Source organism: Hydrogenimonas cancrithermarum, assembly GCF_030296055.1.
In the GTDB taxonomy this organism is placed as follows: Bacteria; Campylobacterota; Campylobacteria; order Campylobacterales; family Hydrogenimonadaceae; genus Hydrogenimonas; species Hydrogenimonas cancrithermarum.
Genome location: NZ_AP027370.1, coordinates 1,458,689 through 1,480,463 on the forward strand (window position 1 = coordinate 1,458,689; position 21,775 = coordinate 1,480,463).

General features: G+C 51.2%; 21 protein-coding genes, 11 tRNA genes and 1 other RNA gene. 27 read left to right on the plus strand and 6 right to left on the minus strand.

Features of this window, described 5'->3' with window-relative positions:
* Positions 1–23 precede the first annotated feature (23 nt).
* Genes QUD54_RS07515 through QUD54_RS07570 form a run of 12 tightly spaced genes read left to right on the plus strand, consistent with a single transcriptional unit; the run spans position 24 to position 12,385 of the window.
* The gene (locus QUD54_RS07515) at positions 24–932 is read left to right on the plus strand and encodes a glycosyltransferase family 9 protein (protein ID WP_286336136.1); all 909 of its coding nucleotides are present in this window, start codon (positions 24–26) and stop codon (positions 930–932) included.
* On the plus strand, positions 929–1,921 hold the full coding sequence (locus QUD54_RS07520; RefSeq protein ID WP_286336137.1) for a glycosyltransferase family 2 protein: 993 nt from the start codon (positions 929–931) through the stop codon (positions 1,919–1,921). Before QUD54_RS07515 ends, QUD54_RS07520 begins: the two co-directional genes overlap by 4 nt.
* Positions 1,918–2,742, plus strand: coding sequence for a glycosyltransferase family 25 protein (locus QUD54_RS07525; protein ID WP_286336138.1), 825 nt, complete (start codon positions 1,918–1,920; stop codon positions 2,740–2,742). Before QUD54_RS07520 ends, QUD54_RS07525 begins: the two co-directional genes overlap by 4 nt.
* On the plus strand, positions 2,735–3,739 hold the full coding sequence (locus tag QUD54_RS07530; RefSeq protein WP_286336139.1) for a Stealth CR1 domain-containing protein: 1,005 nt from the start codon (positions 2,735–2,737) through the stop codon (positions 3,737–3,739). The genes QUD54_RS07525 and QUD54_RS07530 overlap by 8 nt, the downstream gene beginning before the upstream one ends.
* Positions 3,736–4,779 (plus strand): glycosyltransferase family 4 protein, encoded by a 1,044-nt coding sequence (locus tag QUD54_RS07535; RefSeq protein ID WP_286336140.1) that lies wholly within the window; start codon positions 3,736–3,738, stop codon positions 4,777–4,779. Before QUD54_RS07530 ends, QUD54_RS07535 begins: the two co-directional genes overlap by 4 nt.
* Positions 4,776–5,522: a LicD family protein gene (locus tag QUD54_RS07540; RefSeq protein ID WP_286336141.1), complete on the plus strand. Its 747-nt coding sequence runs from the start codon at positions 4,776–4,778 to the stop codon at positions 5,520–5,522. The genes QUD54_RS07535 and QUD54_RS07540 overlap by 4 nt, the downstream gene beginning before the upstream one ends.
* Positions 5,515–5,976, plus strand: a complete 462-nt coding sequence (tagD, locus tag QUD54_RS07545) for a glycerol-3-phosphate cytidylyltransferase (RefSeq protein ID WP_320051519.1) — start codon at positions 5,515–5,517, stop codon at positions 5,974–5,976. The genes QUD54_RS07540 and tagD overlap by 8 nt, the downstream gene beginning before the upstream one ends.
* Positions 5,969–6,781 (plus strand): glycosyltransferase, encoded by an 813-nt coding sequence (locus QUD54_RS07550; protein ID WP_286336142.1) that lies wholly within the window; start codon positions 5,969–5,971, stop codon positions 6,779–6,781. The genes tagD and QUD54_RS07550 overlap by 8 nt, the downstream gene beginning before the upstream one ends.
* Positions 6,778–8,886: an STT3 domain-containing protein gene (locus QUD54_RS07555; protein ID WP_286336143.1), complete on the plus strand. Its 2,109-nt coding sequence runs from the start codon at positions 6,778–6,780 to the stop codon at positions 8,884–8,886. Before QUD54_RS07550 ends, QUD54_RS07555 begins: the two co-directional genes overlap by 4 nt.
* Positions 8,883–9,482: a sugar transferase gene (locus tag QUD54_RS07560; protein WP_286336144.1), complete on the plus strand. Its 600-nt coding sequence runs from the start codon at positions 8,883–8,885 to the stop codon at positions 9,480–9,482. Before QUD54_RS07555 ends, QUD54_RS07560 begins: the two co-directional genes overlap by 4 nt.
* Positions 9,483–10,583 (plus strand): aminotransferase class V-fold PLP-dependent enzyme, encoded by a 1,101-nt coding sequence (locus tag QUD54_RS07565; RefSeq protein WP_286336145.1) that lies wholly within the window; start codon positions 9,483–9,485, stop codon positions 10,581–10,583.
* Positions 10,574–12,385, plus strand: a complete 1,812-nt coding sequence (locus tag QUD54_RS07570) for a UDP-N-acetylglucosamine 4,6-dehydratase family protein (RefSeq protein WP_286336146.1) — start codon at positions 10,574–10,576, stop codon at positions 12,383–12,385. Before QUD54_RS07565 ends, QUD54_RS07570 begins: the two co-directional genes overlap by 10 nt.
* On the opposite strand, the gene ilvD is transcribed toward QUD54_RS07570, so the two are convergent.
* A complete protein-coding gene (gene ilvD / locus QUD54_RS07575; RefSeq protein ID WP_286336147.1) occupies positions 12,369–14,048 on the minus strand; it encodes a dihydroxy-acid dehydratase in 1,680 nt (559 codons plus the stop codon). The two genes, QUD54_RS07570 and ilvD, sit on opposite strands and share 17 nt — an antisense overlap.
* Before the next feature lie 136 nt (positions 14,049–14,184).
* Here ilvD and QUD54_RS07580 point away from each other — a divergent pair.
* The 7 genes from QUD54_RS07580 (at position 14,185) to ffs (ending at position 14,979) form a co-directional block, all read left to right on the plus strand.
* Positions 14,185–14,259: transfer RNA gene (locus tag QUD54_RS07580), tRNA-Gly, on the plus strand.
* Between the two features lie 53 nt (positions 14,260–14,312).
* Positions 14,313–14,399 (plus strand) — tRNA-Leu (locus QUD54_RS07585).
* A gap of 11 nt (positions 14,400–14,410) precedes the next feature.
* Positions 14,411–14,486 (plus strand) — tRNA-Cys (locus QUD54_RS07590).
* A 10-nt stretch (positions 14,487–14,496) separates the two neighbouring features.
* Positions 14,497–14,570 (plus strand) — tRNA-Cys (locus QUD54_RS07595).
* Positions 14,571–14,587: 17 nt separating this feature from the next.
* Positions 14,588–14,675: transfer RNA gene (locus tag QUD54_RS07600), tRNA-Ser, on the plus strand.
* Between the two features lie 68 nt (positions 14,676–14,743).
* Positions 14,744–14,831: transfer RNA gene (locus QUD54_RS07605), tRNA-Ser, on the plus strand.
* Between the two features lie 50 nt (positions 14,832–14,881).
* Positions 14,882–14,979, plus strand: an RNA gene (gene ffs / locus QUD54_RS07610) — signal recognition particle sRNA small type.
* A gap of 27 nt (positions 14,980–15,006) precedes the next feature.
* Here the strand turns inward: ffs and QUD54_RS07615 are convergent.
* Positions 15,007–15,705 carry an SDR family NAD(P)-dependent oxidoreductase gene (locus tag QUD54_RS07615; RefSeq protein WP_286336148.1) on the minus strand — a complete coding sequence of 233 codons (699 nt, stop codon included), beginning with the start codon at positions 15,703–15,705 and terminating at the stop codon, positions 15,007–15,009.
* Positions 15,706–15,872: 167 nt separating this feature from the next.
* Between QUD54_RS07615 and QUD54_RS07620 the strand changes: the two genes are divergently transcribed.
* The 3 genes from QUD54_RS07620 (at position 15,873) to QUD54_RS07630 (ending at position 17,688) form a co-directional block, all read left to right on the plus strand.
* Positions 15,873–16,322, plus strand: coding sequence for an Hsp20/alpha crystallin family protein (locus QUD54_RS07620; RefSeq protein ID WP_286336149.1), 450 nt, complete (start codon positions 15,873–15,875; stop codon positions 16,320–16,322).
* Positions 16,323–16,421: 99 nt separating this feature from the next.
* Positions 16,422–17,201, plus strand: coding sequence for a thiazole synthase (locus tag QUD54_RS07625; RefSeq protein ID WP_286336150.1), 780 nt, complete (start codon positions 16,422–16,424; stop codon positions 17,199–17,201).
* Positions 17,202–17,244: 43 nt separating this feature from the next.
* A complete protein-coding gene (locus QUD54_RS07630; protein WP_286336151.1) occupies positions 17,245–17,688 on the plus strand; it encodes a hypothetical protein in 444 nt (147 codons plus the stop codon).
* Between the two features lie 9 nt (positions 17,689–17,697).
* Here the strand turns inward: QUD54_RS07630 and QUD54_RS07635 are convergent, their stop codons facing one another.
* A complete protein-coding gene (locus QUD54_RS07635; protein ID WP_286336152.1) occupies positions 17,698–19,044 on the minus strand; it encodes a sodium-dependent transporter in 1,347 nt (448 codons plus the stop codon).
* Positions 19,045–19,162: 118 nt separating this feature from the next.
* On the opposite strand from QUD54_RS07635, the gene QUD54_RS07640 reads away from it, so the two are divergent.
* From QUD54_RS07640 to QUD54_RS07660, 5 genes are all read left to right on the plus strand, one after another.
* Positions 19,163–19,240, plus strand: a tRNA-Pro gene (locus QUD54_RS07640).
* Between the two features lie 34 nt (positions 19,241–19,274).
* Positions 19,275–19,351: transfer RNA gene (locus tag QUD54_RS07645), tRNA-His, on the plus strand.
* A 42-nt stretch (positions 19,352–19,393) separates the two neighbouring features.
* Positions 19,394–19,470, plus strand: a tRNA-Arg gene (locus QUD54_RS07650).
* Positions 19,471–19,478: 8 nt separating this feature from the next.
* Positions 19,479–19,555, plus strand: a tRNA-Arg gene (locus tag QUD54_RS07655).
* A gap of 14 nt (positions 19,556–19,569) precedes the next feature.
* Positions 19,570–19,654, plus strand: a tRNA-Leu gene (locus QUD54_RS07660).
* A gap of 103 nt (positions 19,655–19,757) precedes the next feature.
* On the opposite strand, the gene QUD54_RS07665 is transcribed toward QUD54_RS07660, so the two are convergent.
* The 3 genes from QUD54_RS07665 to QUD54_RS07675 are packed head-to-tail and all read right to left on the minus strand — an operon-like array spanning position 19,758 to position 21,763.
* A complete protein-coding gene (locus tag QUD54_RS07665) occupies positions 19,758–20,318 on the minus strand; it encodes a YqiA/YcfP family alpha/beta fold hydrolase (RefSeq protein ID WP_286336153.1) in 561 nt (186 codons plus the stop codon).
* A gap of 2 nt (positions 20,319–20,320) precedes the next feature.
* A complete protein-coding gene (locus tag QUD54_RS07670) occupies positions 20,321–21,445 on the minus strand; it encodes a S1C family serine protease (RefSeq protein ID WP_286336154.1) in 1,125 nt (374 codons plus the stop codon).
* 57 nt (positions 21,446–21,502) lie between these two features.
* Positions 21,503–21,763: a hypothetical protein gene (locus tag QUD54_RS07675; RefSeq protein ID WP_286336155.1), complete on the minus strand. Its 261-nt coding sequence runs from the start codon at positions 21,761–21,763 to the stop codon at positions 21,503–21,505.
* Positions 21,764–21,775 lie beyond the last annotated feature (12 nt).

Consider the following 21,775-nt stretch of genomic DNA (forward strand, 5'->3'; position numbering starts at 1 on the left):
CAGTAATAAATAGACTACTCTCGATGTCTGGCTATATTTTCATTTTCAGGTTTGGTGATGGGATTGGTGACCAGCTTTGTATGGTAGCGTTGGCAGAGGCTTTGAACAAACAGACCGGAGAAAAAGTCATCGTTTTTACTGATTATGTGGGATTATTCAAGAATAATCCCCATTTAGAAAAAGTTGTTGAAGTCAACAGGGAAACAGTGACTGGAGGAGCGTTGTTTAGGGCATTACATAGGCTGGAAGGAAATAGAGTACTCCATTTTTCTTATAAAAAAAAAGATAATTTGGATCTGGAAAGTTACATGAGGAAAACTCAGGCAAAAATTTCACTTATAGAACTTCACAGTTTACATATCTCTTTTCCTATAGACCATAGCTCACTTAGTCCAATACTCTACTTCGAAAATGCAGAGGAAGAACAATTCTTGGATCGAGTTAAAGAATATGGAAAATATGCGATTATCAACCCCATATCCAAGAAACAATACACGCCAAATAAAGACTGGGGTTTTGATAACTTTCAAAAAGTGGTTGATCTTACAAAAAACGATATTCAGTGGATACAGGTTGGTTTGGAAAACGAAAGGTTGTTGAATCATGTTTCTGATATGAGGGGAAAAACCTCTTCATTGAGAGAGTTGGCTCTCTGGATAAAATTTTCGGAGTTCGTTTTGAGTAATGAGGGAATGTATAATCATATGGCGGCGGCGGTTTCGACCCGGTCTTATACTCTCTTTGGAGGTTTCCATCCTAAAGAAGTTGCCCTATATGACACGACCATACCTCTTGTTCAGAAGCAATTACCGGAATGCGCATATTGTTGGCTGCGATCACCATGTCCATATGATCATTTGCGCTGTTTTGAAGGGCTTGGCGCTGAAGATGTGGCTGAAAAAATTTTAAATAATGAAAAATTGAGAAAATGAGAAGCCCTAAAATCACAGTACTTATGCCTGTGTATAATGCTCAGGAATTTCTGGGAGAGGCAATTGAAAGCGTACTGAATCAGACTTTTGGAGATTTTGAGTTTTTGATCATTGATGATGCCTCAACCGATGATTCGGCAGAAATTATACATTCTTTCAAAGACACTAGAATTGTTTATCTTAGAAACGAAATAAATCAAGGAGTTGCCAGAGCGCTCAATAGAGGGGTAAAGGTAGCTAAAGGAGATTATATTGCCAGAATGGATGCCGACGATATATGTGACCTTGATCGGCTAAAAAAGCAGTATAGGTTCATGAGTGACAATCCAGAGATAGGTTTGTGTGGGAGTGCGATCCAGGGCTTCGGTTCCATAGAGAGAGAGTATTTTTATCCTCAGAACGGAAATGGTATCAAAGCTCTCCTCCTCTTCAATTCAGCTTTTGCACATCCCTCCGTTATGATAAAACGGGATATTCTACAAACTTTGAAATACCGAGATACACTAAGACGAGCACAAGATTACGAACTATGGACTCGATGTGTTCATATTACCGGCTGTGCAAACATTCCTGAGGTATTACTATATTATAGGCATCATGATAGTCAGATCAGTTCACGAAAAAAAGGGGATCAGCAACAGAGTGCGGATATGATTAGATTATCTTATTTACAAAGTATTCATAGTGATTTTACATCAGAAGATGCGATGATTCTTGGGAAAATGGCCAGGAGAGAGTTTTTGCCGTATAAAGATGTGGAAAGAGTATTAGAAAAAGTTCTCCGCCTGCATGGTGGATTTTTGAATGAGAAAAGTATCGGAGAGACATTTGCACTGCAGTACTGGTGGACTTTGGGAGATAATTGCGACAGAGGAATAGAGTGTATCAGAGAATTCATTCATTATTACAGAAGAAATGAAAACCAATATATCGCAAAAAACAAAATGAAATTTTTTGTCAAGTGTATCCTGAAGTGGAAAAGTAAATGATCCCGCTATTCGTCATTAATCTCGAGGAGGAGCAAAAAAAGAGAAAGAGAATTGAAGAGATGCTCGAGCGTTTGGGCCTCCAATACAGTATAGTGAAAGCCGTAGATGGCAGAAAACTCACTGAAAGCGATTTAAAAAAAGTTTACTCTCCCTATCGCTCGATAAAAATTTTTCGAAGAGAGTTGAGCCGGGGTGAAGTGGGTTGCACCCTGAGTCACCTTTCCATATATCGTCTAATGGAAAAAGAGGGGTTCGAAAAGGCTGTGATTTTAGAAGACGATGCGGTCGTATGTGAAGACTTTCCAATCATTTTGCAGCACTTGGAAGAGGTTCCGGGCCATTGTGAATGTCTTTTGCTTGGATATGAGGCAGATATCAAGAAGGAATTGTTCACCTATACCTCGCTATGGGGAGCCCGTAGATTATTTGGCAAGTATCGTCTGAAGCGTTTTGTTAAAGTTGCATTGGGTGCATATGGATATATGATTACGAAAAGAGGAGCTCAAAAGATACTGGCTGCCAATGAGACTATTGTCAAACCACTGGATCATTTTACGGGTGATTCCTCTTTGTTGAATCTTTACGGGCTGGCTCCCCGCTGTGTGAAAGTGGATGAAGAAGGGCTTCGTGCCAGCACTTTGGATGAAGAGAGGAAGGAGTTGAAAAAAGTTCTTGTCACAAAACGCTACAATACATTCCTTGGACGATGGCTCAATCGTATCCGTTTGGGTATTCGCTTATATGTACTGAAAACGCTTCCGCTTCCGATTGCCAGACGTTATGCCTTGGAAATTTTCAGAAATCGGAGAAGAGATGACTGATATCGACATCGTTATCCTCTGGGTGGATGGCAACGATCCGGCATGGCAGAAGGAGCGTGCGCGTTTTGCTGCGGAGGGAGACATCAGAAGCGTCCGGTACCGTGACTGGGGGTTGCTTCGCTATTTTTTTCGGGGCGTGGAAACCTACGCGCCGTGGGTCGGGAAAGTTCATCTCGTCACCTGGGGGCATCTGCCAGCATGGCTCGACACCGATGCCGAAAAACTTCGGATCGTGCGCCACGAAGAGTTCATCGACCCTTCGTATCTTCCGCTTTTCAACGCCAACCCGCTGGAGATCTCCCTGCACCGTATCCCGGGGCTTACAGAGAGATTCGTCTACTTCAACGACGACTTCTTTCTTGCCGCCCCCGTCTCGCCGGAGCGCTTTTTCAGATACGGCAGGCCCAAAGACGCGTTGATCTCCAACGCTATCTCTACGGGGGAGGGGGTGGGCCATTTCGTCCTCAATGCTCTGGATATCCTAAACGACCATTTCGCCAAATATGCCACTCTGAAAAAGAGCCCCGGGCGCTTTTTTCATCCGGCCTACGGGGTGGAGGGAAACCTGCGCAACCTTCTTCTGCTTCCCTGGTCCCGGTTCACCGGTTTCTTCGACCCCCATCAGCCGCAGCCCTTTTTGAAGTCGACTTTCGAGGAACTTTGGAAAGTGGAGGGAAAGAGGCTCCAAAAGACGATGACCTCCCGTTTCCGCAACTGCGGAGATTTCAGCCAGTACCTCTTTCGCTATTGGCAGCTCGCCAAAGGGGAGTTCGAGCCCGTCTCTTTTTCCGATACAAAATATCTTACGCTCACGCCTCGGTGTATCGACAGTGGAGAGGTCGAAGAGGCGCTGCTTTCGGGAAAATACGGTATGGTCTGTCTCAACGACAGCGATACGATCGCCGACGGCGAACCTTTTGAGAGGGCCAAAGATCGTGTCAAACGGGCTTTCGAAAAACTTCTTCCCAAGCCCTCTTCCTTCGAGGTGGACCGATGAGAATCGCCTACGTCATTCCTTCCCTGATCCGCAGCGGCCCCGTGAAAGTGGTCCGTCAACTTGCCCATGGTCTTGCCGGAAAGCATGAGGTGGAGGTCTTCTATCTGGAGGATCGTTCCGACCGGGAACTGCTTGATTTTTCCGTACCTACGAAAAAGATATCGCTTCTGCAAAGCCCGGACTTTTCGGGTTTTGACATCGTCCACTCCCATACGATCAAGGCCGACCTGTTCGTAGCCTTGCACCCAAATTCCCTCAAAGGGATCAAAACCGTCACCACGCTCCATAACTACGCTGGCGAGGACCTGTCCTTCTCCTACGGAAGGATCAAAGGTGCGCTGCTGCTTTGGCTCTGGCGGTGGGCCACGGCGAGACACGACCGTCTCGTCACTCTTTCTCGGCATGCCGAGGCCTATTACCGCAAGCTCTGGAAAAACCGCGATTTTTCCTGTGTCTACAATGGGGTCGAGTGCCCCACCGTTTCCGAAATGACATCGAAGGCTTCTCGCGGTAAGAGGGTACGCATCGGCATCATCGCCTCGGCGGGAGGCATCAGCCGCCGTAAGGGAATCGACCAGGTGATCCGCGCCCTGGTGGAGCTGCCCGGCTACGAACTGCATGTGGCGGGACAGAGGACAGAAGAGACCAAGAGGCTCGAAGCGCTCGCTAGAGATCTCAGAGTGGGAGGAAGGGTGAAATTTCACGGATATGTGAGCGACATCGCTTCCTTCATCGCCGGGATCGATCTAATCGTCGTTGCTTCCCGCTCCGAAGGTTTTTCTCTCGCTCTGCAGGAGGCCGCCAGCATGAAAAAGCCGGCGATATGCTCCGACCTTCCGCTGTTTCGGGAGATCTTTTCCGATCGGGAAGTGCGCTTTTTCGAGCTTGAGAATATCGAGAGCCTGGCGCGGGCCATTGAGGGATTCGAAAAGGTGGGAACCGACTATGCCCAAAGGGCTCATGCCCGCTATCTGGCGGAGTACACACCGCAAAAAATGGCCGATAACTATCTGAACATCTATAGGGAGCTTATGGGATGAACGCCGCACAACGACGAATGGTGGAACTGCTCGAAATTTTCGATGGAATATGCAGACAGGAGGGATTGACCTACTGGCTCGACCACGGTACGCTGCTGGGAGCGGTCCGGGAGAGCGGGTTCATCCCTTGGGATGATGATTTGGACGTGACGATGCCCCGGGAGGATTATGAAAGGTTTCTGAAAATCGCGCCGTTGCGGCTTCCGGAAACGATCTTTCTGCAGACCAAAGAGAGCGACCCGGCCACACCGGTGCACTACGCGAAACTTCGTGACCGCCAAAGCACTTATGTCGACAAATGGGAAGAGGGCAGGAAGATTCGCTATCACCAGGGTATATTCATCGATATCTTTCCACTCAATCGAATTCACGTCTCCCGCGAAAGAGTCTATGCGCGACTTCTCGATTTCGCCAAACTCTTCAGTAATCGATACGTTAAAATAGATCCTGTCGCGGAATATTTGATCCGGAAAATCAACGCATTTCATGATCCCAAAGGGGAGTTGTTGGTTTCCGGTGGTGAGACGATGCATTATGTCATCCACGTGCCCGTCGAAAAAGTATTCCCTCTTTCGGAAGTGGTGTTCGAGGGGCGGAAATATCCTGCTCCTGCCGATGCCACTGCCTATCTCGCCACCATATTCGGAGAGAGCTTCATGATGCCACCACCGCCTGAGAAGAGGACCTCTCATAGTACGAAGATCCTAGTGGATACACCATGCAAAAAGGAAACCGATGGGTAAAACGGTCATTACTTACGGAACTTTCGACATGTTCCATATCGGCCACCTCAAACTTCTGCAACGGGCCAAAGCTCTGGGAGATAGGCTGGTCGTAGGGGTATCCACCGACGAATTCAATGCCCGTAAGGGGAAGAAGGTGCTGATTCCCTACGAACAGCGCAGAGAGATCGTAGAGAATATCAAAGGTGTCGACCTCGTCATTCCGGAAGAGAACTGGGAACAGAAAGCCGAAGATATCCGCAGGTACGGTGTCGACATCCTCGTCATGGGAAGCGATTGGGAAGGGAAGTTCGACCACCTCAAAGAGCGCTGCGAAGTGGTTTACCTGCCCCGTACCGAAAACATATCGACCACGGAACTGAAAAAGTCGTTGATCAACTTCGTCTCCGTTCCCAAAGAGGACATTCTCAAAGCGTTCGAAGTCATCGAGGTCCTGAAGAGGGAATTTGGATAGAATCGCCGTCATCATGAGCGTCTACCGGGGGGACGAGGAAGATAAGCTCCGGGAAGCCCTGAAAAGCCTCTATGCCCAAAAAACCGCCGCCGATATCTTCGTGCAACTCGACGGTCCCGTTTCGTCGGAGGTGGCGGAGCTCCTGCAAAAGGAGAGGCGGGAGGGGCGCATCGCATATTTGGGAGAGCGGAAAGAGAACCGGGGGCTCGCCGCGAGTCTCGACGAGCTTCTCGATGAGGTGCTTGGGCGAAAATACGAATACATCGCCCGCATGGATGCCGACGATATCAGTTTGCCGGAGCGTTTCGAAAAGCAGCATGCCTTCATGGAAGCGCATCCCGATGTCGATGTGGTCGGCGGTTTCATCGAAGAGTTCGCCGATGACGGAGGCTACCGTAAGATCGTCCGTTACCCGTTGGAGCACGAGGAGATGTTCGACTTTTTCAAAAAACGGGTCCCTCTGGCCCATGTCACGGCCTTTTTTCGGCGTACCTTTTTCGAAAAGGCAGGGCTCTACCCCACCGAATCGCCGACCAACGAAGACACGCTGATGTGGATGAAAGGGTTTCAGAATGGCTGCCGATTCGCCAACATTTCCGAAGTAGTGGTAAAGGTGCGCGTCTCGCCCGAATTTTTCGGGCGGCGAGGCGGTATCGAGAAGGCATGGAGCGATTTTCGTGACAGGGTTAGGGTGATACGGACTTTAGGATATAATTTTGATGCTTATTTCTATGCAGTGGCGCTCTTTTTTGTGAATGTTTCTCCCGGAGCCGTCAAAAAATATCTTTATAAGAGGTTACGATGAAATTCTGGAACGAAAACGGCGAAGAGAAAATTACTACGCCGCAATTGCTGGGTATGATGACCGTGGCCTATCTTTTCAGTATAGCCATGCGCCTGATCTGGGTGCAGTGGGCCGGCGGGCATCCGGAGTTTTTCTGGAATGGCCAGCTGATGATCAACACCAATGACGGATATTATTTCGCCTCCGGTGTGCAGAAAGAGCTGTTTGGCACACTCCAGTACAACCCCAGAGTTCCGGATATTCTCTATACGGCCACGACGTTCTTCACCTACCTCGCCGCCAAACTTCTTCCTTTCTCTCTCGACACCGTCATTTTGTACATGCCTGCAGTCGTTTCCAGTCTCGTCGTCATTCCCATCATTTTGATCGGCCGCCTATACAACGCGACGACGATGGGCTTTTTCGCCGCGTTGCTCGGGTCGATCGCATGGAGTTACTACAACCGTACGATGACCGGCTACTACGATACCGACATGTTTTCGGCGATGGCACCGATGTTCATTCTCTATTTTTTGATCGGTGCGATCGAAAAGGAGAACTTCACCTATCTTCTGTTGGCGGCATTTTCGATCGTGCTCTATCCCTTCCTGTATGACATGGGGCTTTCGATTGTCTATGCGATGGGGCTTATGTACATGCTCTATATGATCGTGTTTCACCGTAAAGAGCGGTTTACCTATCAATCCATCGCCATCGTCGCTTTGGCTCTGATGCCACTTTACTGGCCGGTGAAAGTGGCGCTGATTGCACTTGCATACCTTCTTTTCAGGCAAGATCGTCTTGAAGTACTGTACGAGAAGGTTTTCGCAGCAGTGGCGGTCCTTCTCTTTTTGTGGCTGGGCGATGTCTTTCCTCTCATCTGGCACAAGATAGCCAGTTACGCTTTGAGAGGGACCGAAAGCCATGGGCTCCACTTCTTTCAGGTCAACGCCACGGTCCGCGAAGCGGGCAGGATACCGTTCGAACTGATGGCCAAGCGGATCAGTGGTTCGGTTCCCGGGCTTTTTGCCGCGCTCATAGGCTACATTCTGCTGGTCATCCGTCACCGCTCCTTCATACTCGCTTTGCCGCTTATCGGTATCGGTGTATTCTCTTTGTGGGGCGGGTTGAGGTTTACCGTCTATGCGGTACCTGTCGCCGCGATAAGCCTGGTCTATCTTATTTATCTTATCACCTCGTTTATGCAGAACGCACGTCTTCGGATAGCGGCGACGGGATTGCTGACGGTTGTGGCGTTATGGCCCAATGTTACGCATATCATCGGTTATAAAGTGCCGACCGTTTTCAATGCGAAAGAGGTGGCGATTCTCGATCGTTTGAGCGAAAATGGAAGTGAAAAAGATTATGTGATTACATGGTGGGACTACGGCTATCCGATCTGGTATTATGCCGATAAAAATACGTTGATCGACGGTGGCAAACACGACCACGACAATTTTATCGTCTCCAGAATTCTGACGACCGATTCGCAGCTGGAGGCGGCGAGATTGGCGCGCATCGCCGTGGAAACCTATGTCTCGACAGACTACAAAGTGGTTGCCGATACGCTTTTCAAAAACGGAACGCCGGATCAACTCGACCCCAATCGCTATCTCGCCCGGCTGGCCGAGCCGAAGCCCTTCGAACTGCCCTCCAAAAGCCGGGATGTATATCTTTATCTACCTTATCGAATGATCGATATTTTCCCTACGGTGGCGGTATTCAGCAATCTCGATCTTTCGACGGGTGAAAGATTGCCGCAAAAGATGTTCGTGAAGATGACCCGTTTCAAAAACAGTCCCGATCGTCTGATTTTTTCAAACGGTATCTCGCTGGAGAAAAAAAGCGGCCTTCTTCTGCTTGGAAAGAAAAAAGTTCCGCTTCGTAGATTCGTCACGACTCTCCTCGATCGGAAGGGGAAGAGTCACAACGCGGTGCAGGGGATCGATCCGAATGCACCTCTTTCGCTCATTTTCATGAAAAGCTACAATATGTTTCTACTGCTGGATGAGTCGATGTACAACTCTCTTTTCGTTCAGCTTTTCGTACTCGGAAACTACAATGAAGATCTCTTCGAACTTGTCGAAAGTTCGCCGTGGGCGAAGGTGTACAGACTGAAATTATGAGACGAAGTGACGAGGTTTTGAAACGGGGATTCGATCTTCTCCTTTCGGGTATCGGCCTGATGGTGTTTTGGCCGGTGATATTGGCTGCATGGGCCGCGGCATCTCTTGAAACCCGCAGCAACGGCTTTTTCCTGCAGACACGCGTAGGTAGAGACGGCAAACTTTTCCGTGTAGTCAAAATCAAGACGATGAAGCCGGTTGAAGGGGTCGATACGACTGTGACAACGGCACACGACATGCGTATTACCCGAAGCGGGCGCTTCTTCCGTAGGACAAAAATCGATGAACTGCCGCAGTTGTGGAATGTGTTTACGGGAGAGATGAGTCTTGTCGGCCCGCGCCCCGATGTCCCTGGATTTGCCGATAGACTCGAGGGTGACGATAGAGTGATTCTTACAGTTCGTCCGGGTATTACAGGGCCTGCGACGATAAAATATAAAAACGAAGAGGAGATTCTGGCAACACAGATGGATCCCGAAGCGTATAACGAGGAAGTGATCTGGCCGGACAAGGTCGAAATCAACAAAGAGTATATTCGGAACTGGTCTCTTGCGGGAGATATCGAAATCATCATAAAAACGATCAAAGGCACATAGATGGCCGAAAAGATTTTTCTTTCCCCGCCGCATATGGGCGGCAATGAGATGAAATATATCGAAGAGGTGTTCGAAAGTAACTATATCGCGCCGATCGGGGGGTTCATCGACCGCTTCGAACAGTCGGTCCGCGATTTTACGGGCGTGGGCCATGCCGTGGCGCTCAGTTCGGGTACGGCTGCGATCCATCTGGCTTTGCGGATTGCAGGAATCGGCCCGGGCGACCGGGTGGGCGCCTCGACATTCACCTTTATCGGATCGGTGGCACCGATCCTCTATCAAAATGCCGAACCGGTCTTTATCGATTCGGACGAGAGCTGGAATCTCGATCCGAACCTTTTGGAGGAAGCCATCGAAAAAGAGGGGCTGAAAGCGCTTGTTCTTACCCATCTCTACGGTCAGAGTGCGAAGATCGACGAGATTGCAGAGGTTTGCCGTGAAAAGGGTGTGGTGTTGATAGAGGATGCGGCAGAGAGCCTGGGTGCGACATTCGATGGAAAATATACAGGCACTTTCGGAGAATTCGGCATCTACTCTTTCAACGGAAACAAAATTATCACTACAAGTGGGGGCGGGATGCTGGTGAGCCGGAACGGCGAAGCGATAGCACGTGCGAGAAAACTTTCCACACAGGCGCGCGAGCCTGCCATATGGTATGAGCACGAGGAGCTCGGATACAACTACCGTATGAGCAATGTATTGGCCGCTATCGGGGTGGGCCAGATGGAAGTGCTCTCCAGGCGCATCGGAAAAAAACGGCAGATTTTCGAGTGGTACCGGGAGTCGCTTGGAGAGATTGGGGAGATCGAGTGGATGCCCGAAGTGCCGAAGAGCAGGGGGAACCGTTGGCTGACGACACTGACGCTGAAAAAGAGCGATCCGATCAAAGTGATCGATGCACTTGCGTGCCATCATATCGAGTCGAGGCCGCTTTGGAAACCGATGCATCTGCAGCCGTTGTTCAAAGATGCGAAGCGATATGGCGGCAGTGTGAGTGAGGCGTTTTTTGCAAAAGGCATCTGCCTCCCGAGCGGTACGGCACTGGGAAAAATCGATGTCGAGCGCGTAGCCGATATCGTAAGGGGTCTTTTGTGCTCTTGAAGCCGACTTTTGCCAAACGGATTCTCTTTTTTCTGCTGGCGGACCTTTTTTTGGGCACCCTTTCACTCTATAGCGCCTATGTTCTTCGGTTCAATTTCGCCATTCCGCCGCAGTTCCTGGACCATTTCTGGCGTGTGGCGTTTGTCCTTCTTCTTTGTAAGGCCATCGCCTTTTTTCTCTTCAAAATCTACTACAAGTCATGGCGATATTTTGGATTGCAGGATCTCAAACAACTCTTTTTTGCGCATGTTGCAGCTTACACGGCGTTTGTTCTGATATTTCTTGCAGCCTCTTCGTGGTTCAACCCGATGCCAAGAAGCGCCGTCATCATCGACTTTGTTCTCTCTTTGATGTTTATCGGGTTTTTACGCATTTCCAAACGTCTCTTTCTGGAGACGTATGAGCGTGAAGAGAGGAAAAAAGCGCTCATTGTCGGGATGACGCCGCGAACGCCACAGATTATCAAGAGTGCACTTTCGGGTGATATCCCGTACTATCCGTCGGCGGTGGTGGCCAAAGATGGAAGCATGGCGGGAACGTACGTTGAGAATGTCAAAGTTTACGATTTCGGCAAGCTTTCGAAAGTTATACGTGATGAAGGGATCGCATCGGCCTTGATCGCCGGCAGTTTTGAGCCGAAAGAGCTCGACCGTCTCGTCGAGCAGCTCAATGCGGAAGGGATCAAGGAGATCAAGATGGTATCGCTTTTGGCGGATCGGCAGGAGAAACTGAAAGATATCGCCATTGAAGATCTGTTGGCACGTAAACCCAAAGATCTCGATATGGAGGCGATCGAAGATTTTGTCAAAGGGAAAACGATTCTGGTGACGGGCGCGGGTGGCAGTATCGGGAGTGAAATCTGCAAAGAGGTACTCGAATTCGGTGCGAAACGGCTCATCATGGTCGATAATTCGGAGTTCAATCTGTACCAGATCGCGGAAAAGGTCGATTCGCTGAAATCGGTTGCGAAACTGGTTTCCGTAAGCGACAGGGAGAGGCTGAAGAGAGTGTTTGAAAGGTATCGTCCCGATATCGTGATCCATGCTGCGGCCTATAAGCATGTTCCGCTGTGTGAATCGAACATCGCCGAAGCGATCGAGAACAACCTGTTGGGTGTGATGAACGTCATCGACCTCTCTGTCAAATATGGGGTGAAAAAGGTAGTCAATATCTCCAGTGACAAAGCGGTGAGGCCGACGAATGTGATGGGCGCGACAAAGCGCATTGGCGAGCTTTATGCGCAGAATGTCGAAAACGGCGAAACGGAGATCGTCTCGGTGCGTTTCGGCAATGTTTTGGGTTCGAGCGGCAGCGTCGTACCGAAATTCAAGGAACAGATAGAGCGGGGCGGGCCGGTGACGGTGACCCATCCGGAGATTACCCGTTACTTCATGCTGATTCCGGAAGCGTGCCAGTTGGTGCTTCAGGCGGCGGCGATTGCCAAGGGCGGTGAGCTTTTTATTTTGGATATGGGCGAGCCTGTCAAAATTGTCGACCTGGCCAGAAAGATGATCCGCCTTTATGGGAAAGAGCAGGAGATCGATATCGAGTTTACGGGTCTCCGGCCGGGAGAAAAATTGTATGAAGAGCTGTTGATCGACGATGCGGAGTGCAAAACCAGATATGCCTCGATCTATGTCGCGAAATCGACCGAGTACCCGATAGAAGCGCTTCGTAAAGATATTGAAGCGCTTTTGAATGCGGAAGATAAAATGGAAATTCTGAAGAAGATCGTGCCGGAATTTCTCCGACGGGAAACCGATCGGCTAAAAGAGATACACTCTTCTAGCACTCGGTCTTGAGTACTGCACCGTTGGCGGCGTTGGAGACGAGCAGGCTGTAGCGCTTGAGCCATTTGCTCTGGATATTTTTCTTTTTCGGTGTCCATGTTTTTCGGCGCGTTTCGAGCTCTTCGTCGCTCAGGTCGACACGCAGCAGGTGGGCGTCGACGTCAAGCTCGATGATGTCCCCGTCTTTGAGAAGGCCGATGGTGCCGCCTTCCGCCGCTTCCGGGCTGACATGGCCGATGGAGGCGCCGCGGGTCGCACCGCTGAAGCGGCCATCGGTGATGAGCGCCACTTTGTCGCCAAGGCCCATTCCCATGATGAGGCTGGTGGGTGCCAGCATCTCCTGCATTCCCGGGCCTCCTTTGGGCCCTTCGTAGCGGATGACGACGACGTCGCCCGCTTTGACCTTGCCGCTCATGATGCCCGTAATCGCTTCGGGCTGGCTGTCGAAACAGACGGCCGGGCCTTTGAACCGGCGCATATTCGGATCGATGCCGGCGCTTTTGACGACGGCTCCTTCTTCAGCGAGATTGCCGTAAAGAATCGAAAGCCCGCCGACCCGGCTATAGGGGTTGTCGATCGTATGGATGATGTTGATGTCTTTGATCTCGGCATCTTTGATGCGATCGCCCAGAGTCTCTCCGGTAACGGTCATGGCATCGAGTTTCAGCACATCGCCGCGCTTGCTGATCTCTTTCATGACGGCATTGACGCCGCCCGCTTTGTTGATATCTTCCATGTGAACGGTCGATAGTGACGGTGAGATCTTCGCGATGTTTGCGACACTGTCGCTCAGTTCGTTGATTTTGGCCAGATCGAAATCGACTTCCGCCTCTTTGGCGATCGCCATCATATGCAGTACCGTATTGGTGCTGCCACCCATCGCCATATCGACGACGAATGCATTGTTGACCGCTTTTTCGTTCAGGATATCACGGATATTCGGTCCTTCGGCTCTGGCCATTTCGACAATCCGTTTGGCGGCCACGCGCACCATCTCCAGACGCTCTTCGGTCATGGCCAGTACCGTGCCGTTGCCCGGAAGCGCGATACCCATCGCTTCGCAAAGCGTGTTCATCGAATTGGCGGTGAACATTCCCGAACACGATCCGCCGCTCGGGCACGCTTCGCACTCGATCTCGTAGAGCTGCTCGTCGGAAATTTTGCCTTTGGCGTGTTCGCCGACCGCTTCGAATGCCGTTGCCAGATCGATTGGTGTGCCATCTTTCAGATGCCCCGCTTTCATCGGGCCACCGGAAACGAAGATGGTCGGAACGTTGACGCGCAGGGCACCCATGATCATGCCCGGAACGATCTTGTCACAGTTGGGGATACAGATAAGCGCATCGAGTTTGTGGGCGTTCATCACCGTTTCGATGCTGTCGGCGATGATCTCCCGACTCGGCAGGGAGTAGAGCATGCCGTCGTGACCCATCGCGATCCCGTCGTCGACGCCGATCGTGTTGAACTCGAAGGGCACGCCGCCCGCTTCGCGGATCGCCTCTTTGACGATGCGGCCGTACTCCTGCAGAAAGAAGTGGCCGGGAATAATGTCGATATAGCTGTTCGCCACGCCGATAAAGGGTTTGTCGAAATCTTCGTCTTTGAGTCCGGTCGCTCTCAGAAGGCTTCGATGGGGCGCACGTTCGAAACCGCGCTTGATGATATCGCTTCGCATGAATCGATCCTTTTAGGTAGTAAAATTTTGATTAATTGTATCGAAAAACCGCTTTGCAAGATTAAAAATAGTCGTCTAACACGAAAAACTCTTTACATCGGAGATTTTTTGGGCTATAATACCCATCCCAAAATATGCGGGAGTAGCTCAGTGGTAGAGCACGACCTTGCCAAGGTCGGGGTCGCGGGTTCGACCCCCGTCTCCCGCTCCATATTTTTGTATCCAAAAAAGTTTGTGATAGTTTGACAACCGAACAAATTTACTGCCCGGATGGCGGAATCGGTAGACGCAAGGGACTTAAAATCCCTCGAACGTTTGTTCGTGCCGGTTCAAGTCCGGCTCCGGGCACCAGTTTTTGGCATGGCGGTATAGCCAAGTGCTAAGGCAGCGGCCCTGCAAGGCCGTGATCCCCGTGTTCAATTCCGGGTGCCGCCTCCAGGCAGAATATGGCGACATAGCCAAGTGGTAAGGCACGGGCCTGCAAAGCCCTGATCCCCGGTTCGAATCCGGGTGTCGCCTCCAACAGTTCGCTTCTTTTTCGGGAGATGGCTGAGTGGTCGAAAGCGGCGGTCTTGAAAACCGTTGAGGGTCACACCTCCCAGGGTTCGAATCCCTGTCTCCCGGCCACGTTTTCATTTTGAATCATACATTTTTCCGTTTTGAGAATGTATCGTTCAAAATGAAGAGTTTTGTATAGAGAGGTGGCCGAGTGGTCGAAGGCGCACGCCTGGAACGCGTGTGTGGCGCAAGCCACCGAGGGTTCGAATCCCTTCCTCTCTGCCATATCGATTAGAAGATGAGCATTCAGCCCGTTACGGCGGTTTGAGTGCTCCTCTTTAGACCTGTGCAACGGCTTGGCAGGACACTGGGTCAGGACGGGAACGTAGCAGCCCACCCTGTCTCGCCGGGTGCCGCAGGAATCTGGAGGGGAGTCTTCCTCCGTCGAACCATCTACCGATCAATCCATCGTTCTTACATCCAGAAAACTTCCACTCTCATACTGTTTGACTTTTTCGAACGCTTCGATCAGACGTCGTGCCGCATCTTCGGGGTGCAAAATGGGTCCGTTTTTCAGACGCTGTGCCGAGGGGTAGCGTATCGCGTCGACCGTTTCGGTGATGTGCCGTACCATCGGTGTGTCGACAACGCCCGGTGCCAGTGCCGTAATGTGCGTATTTTCCATCTCTCTGCTGTAGAGTTTGAGTAGCATATTGAGGGCCGATTTTGAAAGCGAATAACTTCCCCATCCCTTGCTGGCATTGACGGCCGCACCCGAAGAGATGCCGATGATCTGCGCGACAGGTATCTGCAGGTCGATCAGCGTATCGATGATCACTTTGTTGGCCCAGACATTCACCTGCATGACCGTTTCGATTTCATAAAGCGGTGTGTATTGCATCTCCTTGATCTCACCGAGCAGGCCGGCATTCAGTATGGCGATATCGATAGAAACCGCTTCTCTCAGAAACTTCGATAATTTCGGTGAAATCGTTTCGATGGCCTGAAGATCGTGTGAAAGGTAGTGAAACCGTTCATGTTCGATAACGGATTGCTCCTTTTTGCCAAGGCCGTAAACCACCGCTCCTCGTTTGAGATAGGCTTCTGCCAATGCTTTCCCGATACCGGAATTCGTTCCTGTGATAAAAAGAGTTTTCATCGTCCAATCCTAAAGTTTCTCTGTCTGTTGATTGTATCGAAACTCCCTGACATCGGGATATCTTCCAATGGTGTATACATAATTCTAACAAAAAATAAGAAATAAACTTGACAATATAGCTATCAACTTGATATAATTCCGTAAATCAACTGAAAAAGGAGGTTATCATGTTGGTAACACGATTCGATCCATTCGCTGAAATCCGAGAACTTGAAAAACGACTGCTTGGCGCCGTCAGCGTTCCGACTGTCTCCGCAGAAGGCGACAAAGAGGTCGTCAATGCATTCGTGCCAAGCGTCAATACGCGCGAAGATGAGAATGCCTATGTGGTCGAGGTCGATCTGCCCGGTGTCAAAAAAGAGGACATCAAGGTCAATATCGATCCCGAGAAGCGTACGCTGACAATCTCCGGCGAGCGCAAGTTCAAGGAAGAGGTGAAAAAAGAGGACTACTACAAAATCGAGTCCAGCTATGGCAAGTTCATGCGAACCTTCTCTCTTCCTGAAAATGTCGATGTCGAAAACATCGATGCCAAGACGGAAGAGGGTGTGCTTCACATAACCCTGCCGAAGGTGAAAAAAGAGGAAAAAGAGGTCAAAGAGATCCCTGTAAAATAAGCTAACGGGCCTTCCGGGCCCTTAGCATCCTCTTTTCAATTTTCTCCAAGTCCCCCTATGTTATAAATCTCCTAAATAACATGTTTCAGGAGACGCTTCATGAGCGATATTTTAAAAATCGGCAATTATGAGTTTACAAGCCGTCTGATTGTCGGGAGTGGAAAATACCCCGATTTCCAAACCACCAAAGATGCGACACTCGCAAGCGGTGCGGAGATGATTACCGTGGCGGTTCGCCGTGTCAACATCACCAATCCGGACGAAGAGAACCTGATGGACTACTTCAAAGAGACCAACGTCAAGTTCCTTCCCAACAGTGCGGGGTGTACGACGGCCGAAGATGCGATTACGCTTTTCAGACTCACGCGCGAAGCGACGGGAATCGATCTGATCAAGCTCGAAGTGATTGGCGATACCCAAAAAACACTCTATCCCGATGTCATCGAAACGATCAAAGCGTGCGAAGTGCTGGCAAAAGAGGGTTTTACCGTCATGGCCTATACCAATGACGATCCGATCATCGCAAAACGCCTCGAAGAGGCGGGTGCGGCGGCCGTTATGCCGCTTGCCGCACCGATTGGAAGCGGACTCGGGGTACAAAATAGGTATAATGTAGTATTCGTTCGTGAAGCGGTCAACGTTCCGGTCGTCGTCGATGCCGGAATCGGCCAGGCGAGCGATGCGGCGGCGGCCATGGAGCTCGGTGCCGACGCCGTCTTGACAAATACCGCCATCGCACAGGCGAAAGAGCCGATCGTCATGGCGGAAGCGATGAAGCATGCGGTGATCGCCGGCCGCATGAGCTATCTGGCGGGACGTATTCCAAAACGCCCTTATGCAACAGCATCGAGCCCGGTAGATGGGATGATACAGTTCTAAATCCCAGCCTGCCTGGGCGTACCTGGAAGTGAAAGGATGCGCCATGCATTTCAACGGAATGCATTTCAAACAGAAGTTGGATGGGTGGATCGAGTCGAGCAACGTGAAGGGCTGCATCGACCGGGAGCTTTATCGTCTGAAGCGTTACGGCAGTCCTGCGACGATGGTAATGTACCGGTCGGACGACCCCCATTTCGAAGAAAAATTCTATCTTCACAGCCGGCGGACGGATCATCTGATACCGTTGGCGGACAAACACTACCTCCTGCTTTATGGCAATACCGACATGCCAAATGCCGTCAAAGCGATCGACAATCTCCGTGTCCATCTCGAAGCGGGTGGGGACAACAGAAAAAATCGTATCGCACTGACGCAACTCAGGGAGAATGACGAGCTCAACGATGCGTTGAAGCGACTGTTGACACTTTTTGTCATCGCGATCCAACGTGAAGACCGTATCGTCGACGACGCGTACCTCATGCGGTGAGATCTCGCGTCAGATTTTCAAAATCCCCATCAGGTTGAGTATCATGAAGATGAGAGCAACCGGTGCGATGTAACGGATACTAAAGCGCCAGATGGCAAAATACTTCTCTCCCATCTCATGTTCGAGCGCTGCATAGACTCTCTCTTTTTGCAACACATAACCCACAAAAATCGCGATCAGCAGACCTCCCAGCGGCAGCAGGATGGAATCGGTCGTATATTCGAGAATGTCGAAGAGTGGTTTGCCACCGATCGAAAAGGTGCTTCCCCACGCTTTTGTATAGCTAAGAAGAGCACCGATACCGACAAGGTAATAGGCGGACCCGGCGATCAGTACCGCCTTGAAGCGGGAAGTATCGAAGCGGTCGATGATGTACTGTACCACCGGTTCGACCAGCGAAACGGCGGATGTGAGCCCCGCGAACGAGAGGGCCAGAAAGAAAAGAAGAGCGAGTACCGTACCAAGAATGCCGAAATTGGAAAGCACCACCGGAAGAGAGATGAAGACAAGCCCCGGGCCCTGGGCGGCCGGCGCGCCTTCATGAAAGAGAAAGGTATAGATGACCAGGCCGGCGACGAGTGCGATGAGGGTATCCATAAAGGTGACGATGAAGGCGGCTTTGGTGATGCTGGTGTGTTTCGGCAACGAGGCGGCGTAGGTCATGATGGATCCCATACCTAGAGAAAGAGTGAAGAAAGAGTGTCCGACAGCCCGCACGATCGCTTCGGAGTTCAGTTTGTTCCAGTCGGGTGCGAACATGAACTCGAAGGCTTTGGAGAAGCCATCGAGATTGAAGGCATAGACGAGCATACCAAAGAGAATGATCATCAGTGCCGGCATGAGAACGAGGTTGGTTTTTTCGATACCTCCTTTGATACCGCGGTAGACGACATAGGTAACGATGAGCGTCGCGAGTGTGTGCCAGAAGATTTGAATGCCGGGTTCGTTGGCGACAAGGTTGTCGAACGTCGCTTTGGCCGCCTCGGTGGATGTGGGAAGACCGGAAAAGATTTCGAAAAGGTAGTAGAAGATCCATCCGATGACGACCGAGTAGAAGGTCATGATGATGAGGCCATTGAATCCCATGAACCCGGCATATTTCCATCCCGGCTGGCTGGGCGGTGCAAGCCGTTCGAAACTGCTGACGGTGTCACGGCGTCCGAGTGCACCGATGAGCATCTCCGCCACCATGACGGAAAAGCCGATAAAAGCGATCGTGATGAGATAGACCAGTACAAAGGCGCCACCGCCGTATTCGCCAGTCATATAGGGAAACTTCCAGATATTTCCAAGGCCGACGGCCGATCCGGCTGCCGCCATAATGAAACCGATCCGACTAAACTGTGCGACTTTCATCGATTTGCCCCTTTGAATTGTGGATATTTTAAATAGGCTTTCGGAAAATAGCGACAATTATACCATTTTTGTTGACAACCATAATCTTTTAGACTATAATTGCAGTCCACTTTTTGGACGGGGTGTAGCGCAGCCTGGTTAGCGCACCTGGTTTGGGACCAGGGGGTCGAAGGTTCGAATCCTTTCACCCCGACCACTTATATATTTTAACTCTTTTATGCTTGTTCATGGTGGGTGTAGCTCAGTCGGTTAGAGCGCCAGATTGTGGCTCTGGAGGTCGCCGGTTCGATTCCGGTCATCCACCCCATCGAGCTTAAGTTCAAGCAGGCAACATCTCGACATTACAGCTGCGCCCGTAGCTCAATTGGATAGAGCGACGGACTTCGGATCCGTAGGCTGGGGGTTCGACTCCTCCCGGGCGCGCCACCTTCTGAGCGCCCATAGCTCAGCTGGATAGAGCAACGGCCTTCTAAGCCGTAGGCCTCAGGTTCGAATCCTGATGGGCGTACCACTTTATTTGACTTCGCGGACGTGGTGGAATTGGTAGACACGCCAGACTTAGGATCTGGTGCCGAAAGGTGTGGAGGTTCAAGTCCTCTCGTCCGCACCACTTCAAACCCCTAAATAACGAACTCTCAAACCCCTAACCTCAAATTTGTGCAAGTTTTTGTGCACTTTCTCACCCGTTTTGATGTTGAGCGATTTGCGTATGTTTAAACGTGGTCTTTGAAAAAAGTCTCGATCGTGCGGAAATGGTTTTCAAACCCATCGAATGCGTGCGATCCTCCCTCTTCGATGATCATTTTAGCTCCCGGGAGTCTCTCTTTCGCGACACGGTAGTCGAGTGTTTCGTCTCCGGTCTGGAGCATCAGCAGAAAGCGAGCCGGGTTTGTGGCCGTTTCGATTTTCATCCGTCTGAGCGATTCGACATGGCGACGGTTCCACTCGAACGTTGTGAGGTCATAGAAATTGGTGACGGTTCCGACGTAGGGGGCGAGGGTGTTGTAGGGTTCGATGGAGGGGTTGACGAGCACGGCTTTGAGGTCGTACGTTTCGGCCAGGTGGATGGCGTAGAAGCCACCGAGGGAGGAGCCGATGAGGTGGACTGGTTCATGAACGGCCGATTTTTCTATCAGCTGCTTGAGGGAATCGAGGGCGAGGTCGGGAACGTAGGAGAGTGACGGGGCGATCGCTTCGCTTTTGAAATGTTCACGTACGAGGCGAGCTTTGGCGCCCAGCCCGCTGCTGGCGAAACCGTGGATGTAGACGATCATTGTCAGCTCCTTGCAGGCTCTAGGATCAGTTGCTTTTTGAGGATGCGTCCATTGCGTGCGATTTCGACGGTGACGACATCACCCACTTTGTAGTTATCGAGAACTTCGCCGAGATCCTTGACGGAGTGAATCGGTTTGCCGTCGATCGAGAGAATGATGTCGCCTGGATCGAACGAACCGTCAGGATAGACGACGATGCCGCGAAGCCCCGCTTTTTCGGCGGAAGTGCCGGGGATGGTGCGCAGGACCATCACGCCGTCGAATCCGAGCCGTGCCTGTGCGAGGCGGTTGATGTGTTCATCCGTTTCGATGCCGAGTGAAGGTTCCAGATATTTTCCATAGGCGATGAGCTGCGGGACGATACGGTTGACCGTATCGACGGGAATGGCGAAGCCGATACCGGCGTAAGCGCCCGATGGGCTGAAGATGGCGGTATTGACACCGATGAGGCGGCCGGCGCTGTCGAGCAGCGGCCCACCGGAATTGCCGGGGTTGATGGCGGCATCGGTCTGGATGAGGTGACGTATGACGGCACCGTTGCTTTCGGTCATCGACCGGTCGAGCGCCGAGACGATTCCTGTGGTCAGTGTCCAGTCGAGCCCGAACGGGTTGCCGATGGCGAAGGTTTTCTGGCCCACTTTGAGGTCATGGCTCGTACCGATCATGACCGGGTTGGGGCGTTTGACGGGGACATTGATGCGAAGTACCGCCAGGTCGTGGGCGGGTGAGGCGCCGATGAGTACGGCATGGTAGTCGCGTCCATCGCTGAGTCGTATGCGTGCTTCGCTGGCCCCTTCGATGACGTGATAGTTGGTGACGATGTGTCCCAGCTCGTCCCAGACAAACCCCGAACCGGTTCCGCGGGGGATGCTGTAGATGTTGCGCGTCCAGGGGTCGATGACCGCTTTGGTTGTGGCGATGTAGACGACCGAACCTTTGGTGCGTTCGAAGAGTTCTATCGTCGCCTTTTCATCTTCGGCCAGATCGCCGCGCGGCGTTACGGGGCGCGGCTGGGCTTGCCGGGCGATGATCAGGCTTTCGATAAACGGCAGGCTTTGCCAAAAAAGCATCAGCGCCATCACTGCGAGCGATGTGACGAAGAGTCGTTTGAGGTAGCGGTCTTCCATGCAGTGGATCTCCCTGGTTATGGTTTGGAAGATTATAGCATTTCAGCCATGCGTCCGCTATGTGGCGAGACGCACGGATAAAGGAGTCTGGCGTGTCACGGCTTCGCTGCAAGAGGCCCGGATCTCTTCGAGGCTCTTTTTTGAAGCCTTGCGCCAATAGACTCCCACATCTTCATACTCGGTAGTGAATGCACGCCAGGCGGAAGCCGTTGCCAGGCACAGAAAGATTAAAAAGGCATAGGGAAGGAGAAATCCCGCACCGAACGAGCCCCACAGCAGCCAGCGGTTGGCGGAGAGTTTCGCAAAGGTTCTTTTCATGGCATCTCCTTG

Coding starts and splice junctions, on each gene's coding strand:
- QUD54_RS07670 (WP_286336154.1), bottom strand. CDS start 21,445: ATGGAAGACCGCTACCTCAAACGACTCTTCGTCACATCGCTCGCAGTG.
- QUD54_RS07620 (WP_286336149.1), top strand. CDS start 15,873: ATGTTGGTAACACGATTCGATCCATTCGCTGAAATCCGAGAACTTGAA.
- QUD54_RS07515 (WP_286336136.1), top strand. CDS start 24: ATGTCTGGCTATATTTTCATTTTCAGGTTTGGTGATGGGATTGGTGAC.
- QUD54_RS07555 (WP_286336143.1), top strand. CDS start 6,778: ATGAAATTCTGGAACGAAAACGGCGAAGAGAAAATTACTACGCCGCAA.
- QUD54_RS07525 (WP_286336138.1), top strand. CDS start 1,918: ATGATCCCGCTATTCGTCATTAATCTCGAGGAGGAGCAAAAAAAGAGA.
- QUD54_RS07630 (WP_286336151.1), top strand. CDS start 17,245: ATGCATTTCAACGGAATGCATTTCAAACAGAAGTTGGATGGGTGGATC.
- ilvD (WP_286336147.1), bottom strand. CDS start 14,048: ATGCGAAGCGATATCATCAAGCGCGGTTTCGAACGTGCGCCCCATCGA.
- QUD54_RS07535 (WP_286336140.1), top strand. CDS start 3,736: ATGAGAATCGCCTACGTCATTCCTTCCCTGATCCGCAGCGGCCCCGTG.
- QUD54_RS07560 (WP_286336144.1), top strand. CDS start 8,883: ATGAGACGAAGTGACGAGGTTTTGAAACGGGGATTCGATCTTCTCCTT.
- QUD54_RS07665 (WP_286336153.1), bottom strand. CDS start 20,318: ATGATCGTCTACATCCACGGTTTCGCCAGCAGCGGGCTGGGCGCCAAA.
- QUD54_RS07635 (WP_286336152.1), bottom strand. CDS start 19,044: ATGAAAGTCGCACAGTTTAGTCGGATCGGTTTCATTATGGCGGCAGCC.
- QUD54_RS07675 (WP_286336155.1), bottom strand. CDS start 21,763: ATGAAAAGAACCTTTGCGAAACTCTCCGCCAACCGCTGGCTGCTGTGG.
- QUD54_RS07625 (WP_286336150.1), top strand. CDS start 16,422: ATGAGCGATATTTTAAAAATCGGCAATTATGAGTTTACAAGCCGTCTG.
- QUD54_RS07530 (WP_286336139.1), top strand. CDS start 2,735: ATGACTGATATCGACATCGTTATCCTCTGGGTGGATGGCAACGATCCG.
- QUD54_RS07615 (WP_286336148.1), bottom strand. CDS start 15,705: ATGAAAACTCTTTTTATCACAGGAACGAATTCCGGTATCGGGAAAGCA.
- tagD (WP_320051519.1), top strand. CDS start 5,515: ATGGGTAAAACGGTCATTACTTACGGAACTTTCGACATGTTCCATATC.
- QUD54_RS07565 (WP_286336145.1), top strand. CDS start 9,483: ATGGCCGAAAAGATTTTTCTTTCCCCGCCGCATATGGGCGGCAATGAG.
- QUD54_RS07540 (WP_286336141.1), top strand. CDS start 4,776: ATGAACGCCGCACAACGACGAATGGTGGAACTGCTCGAAATTTTCGAT.
- QUD54_RS07520 (WP_286336137.1), top strand. CDS start 929: ATGAGAAGCCCTAAAATCACAGTACTTATGCCTGTGTATAATGCTCAG.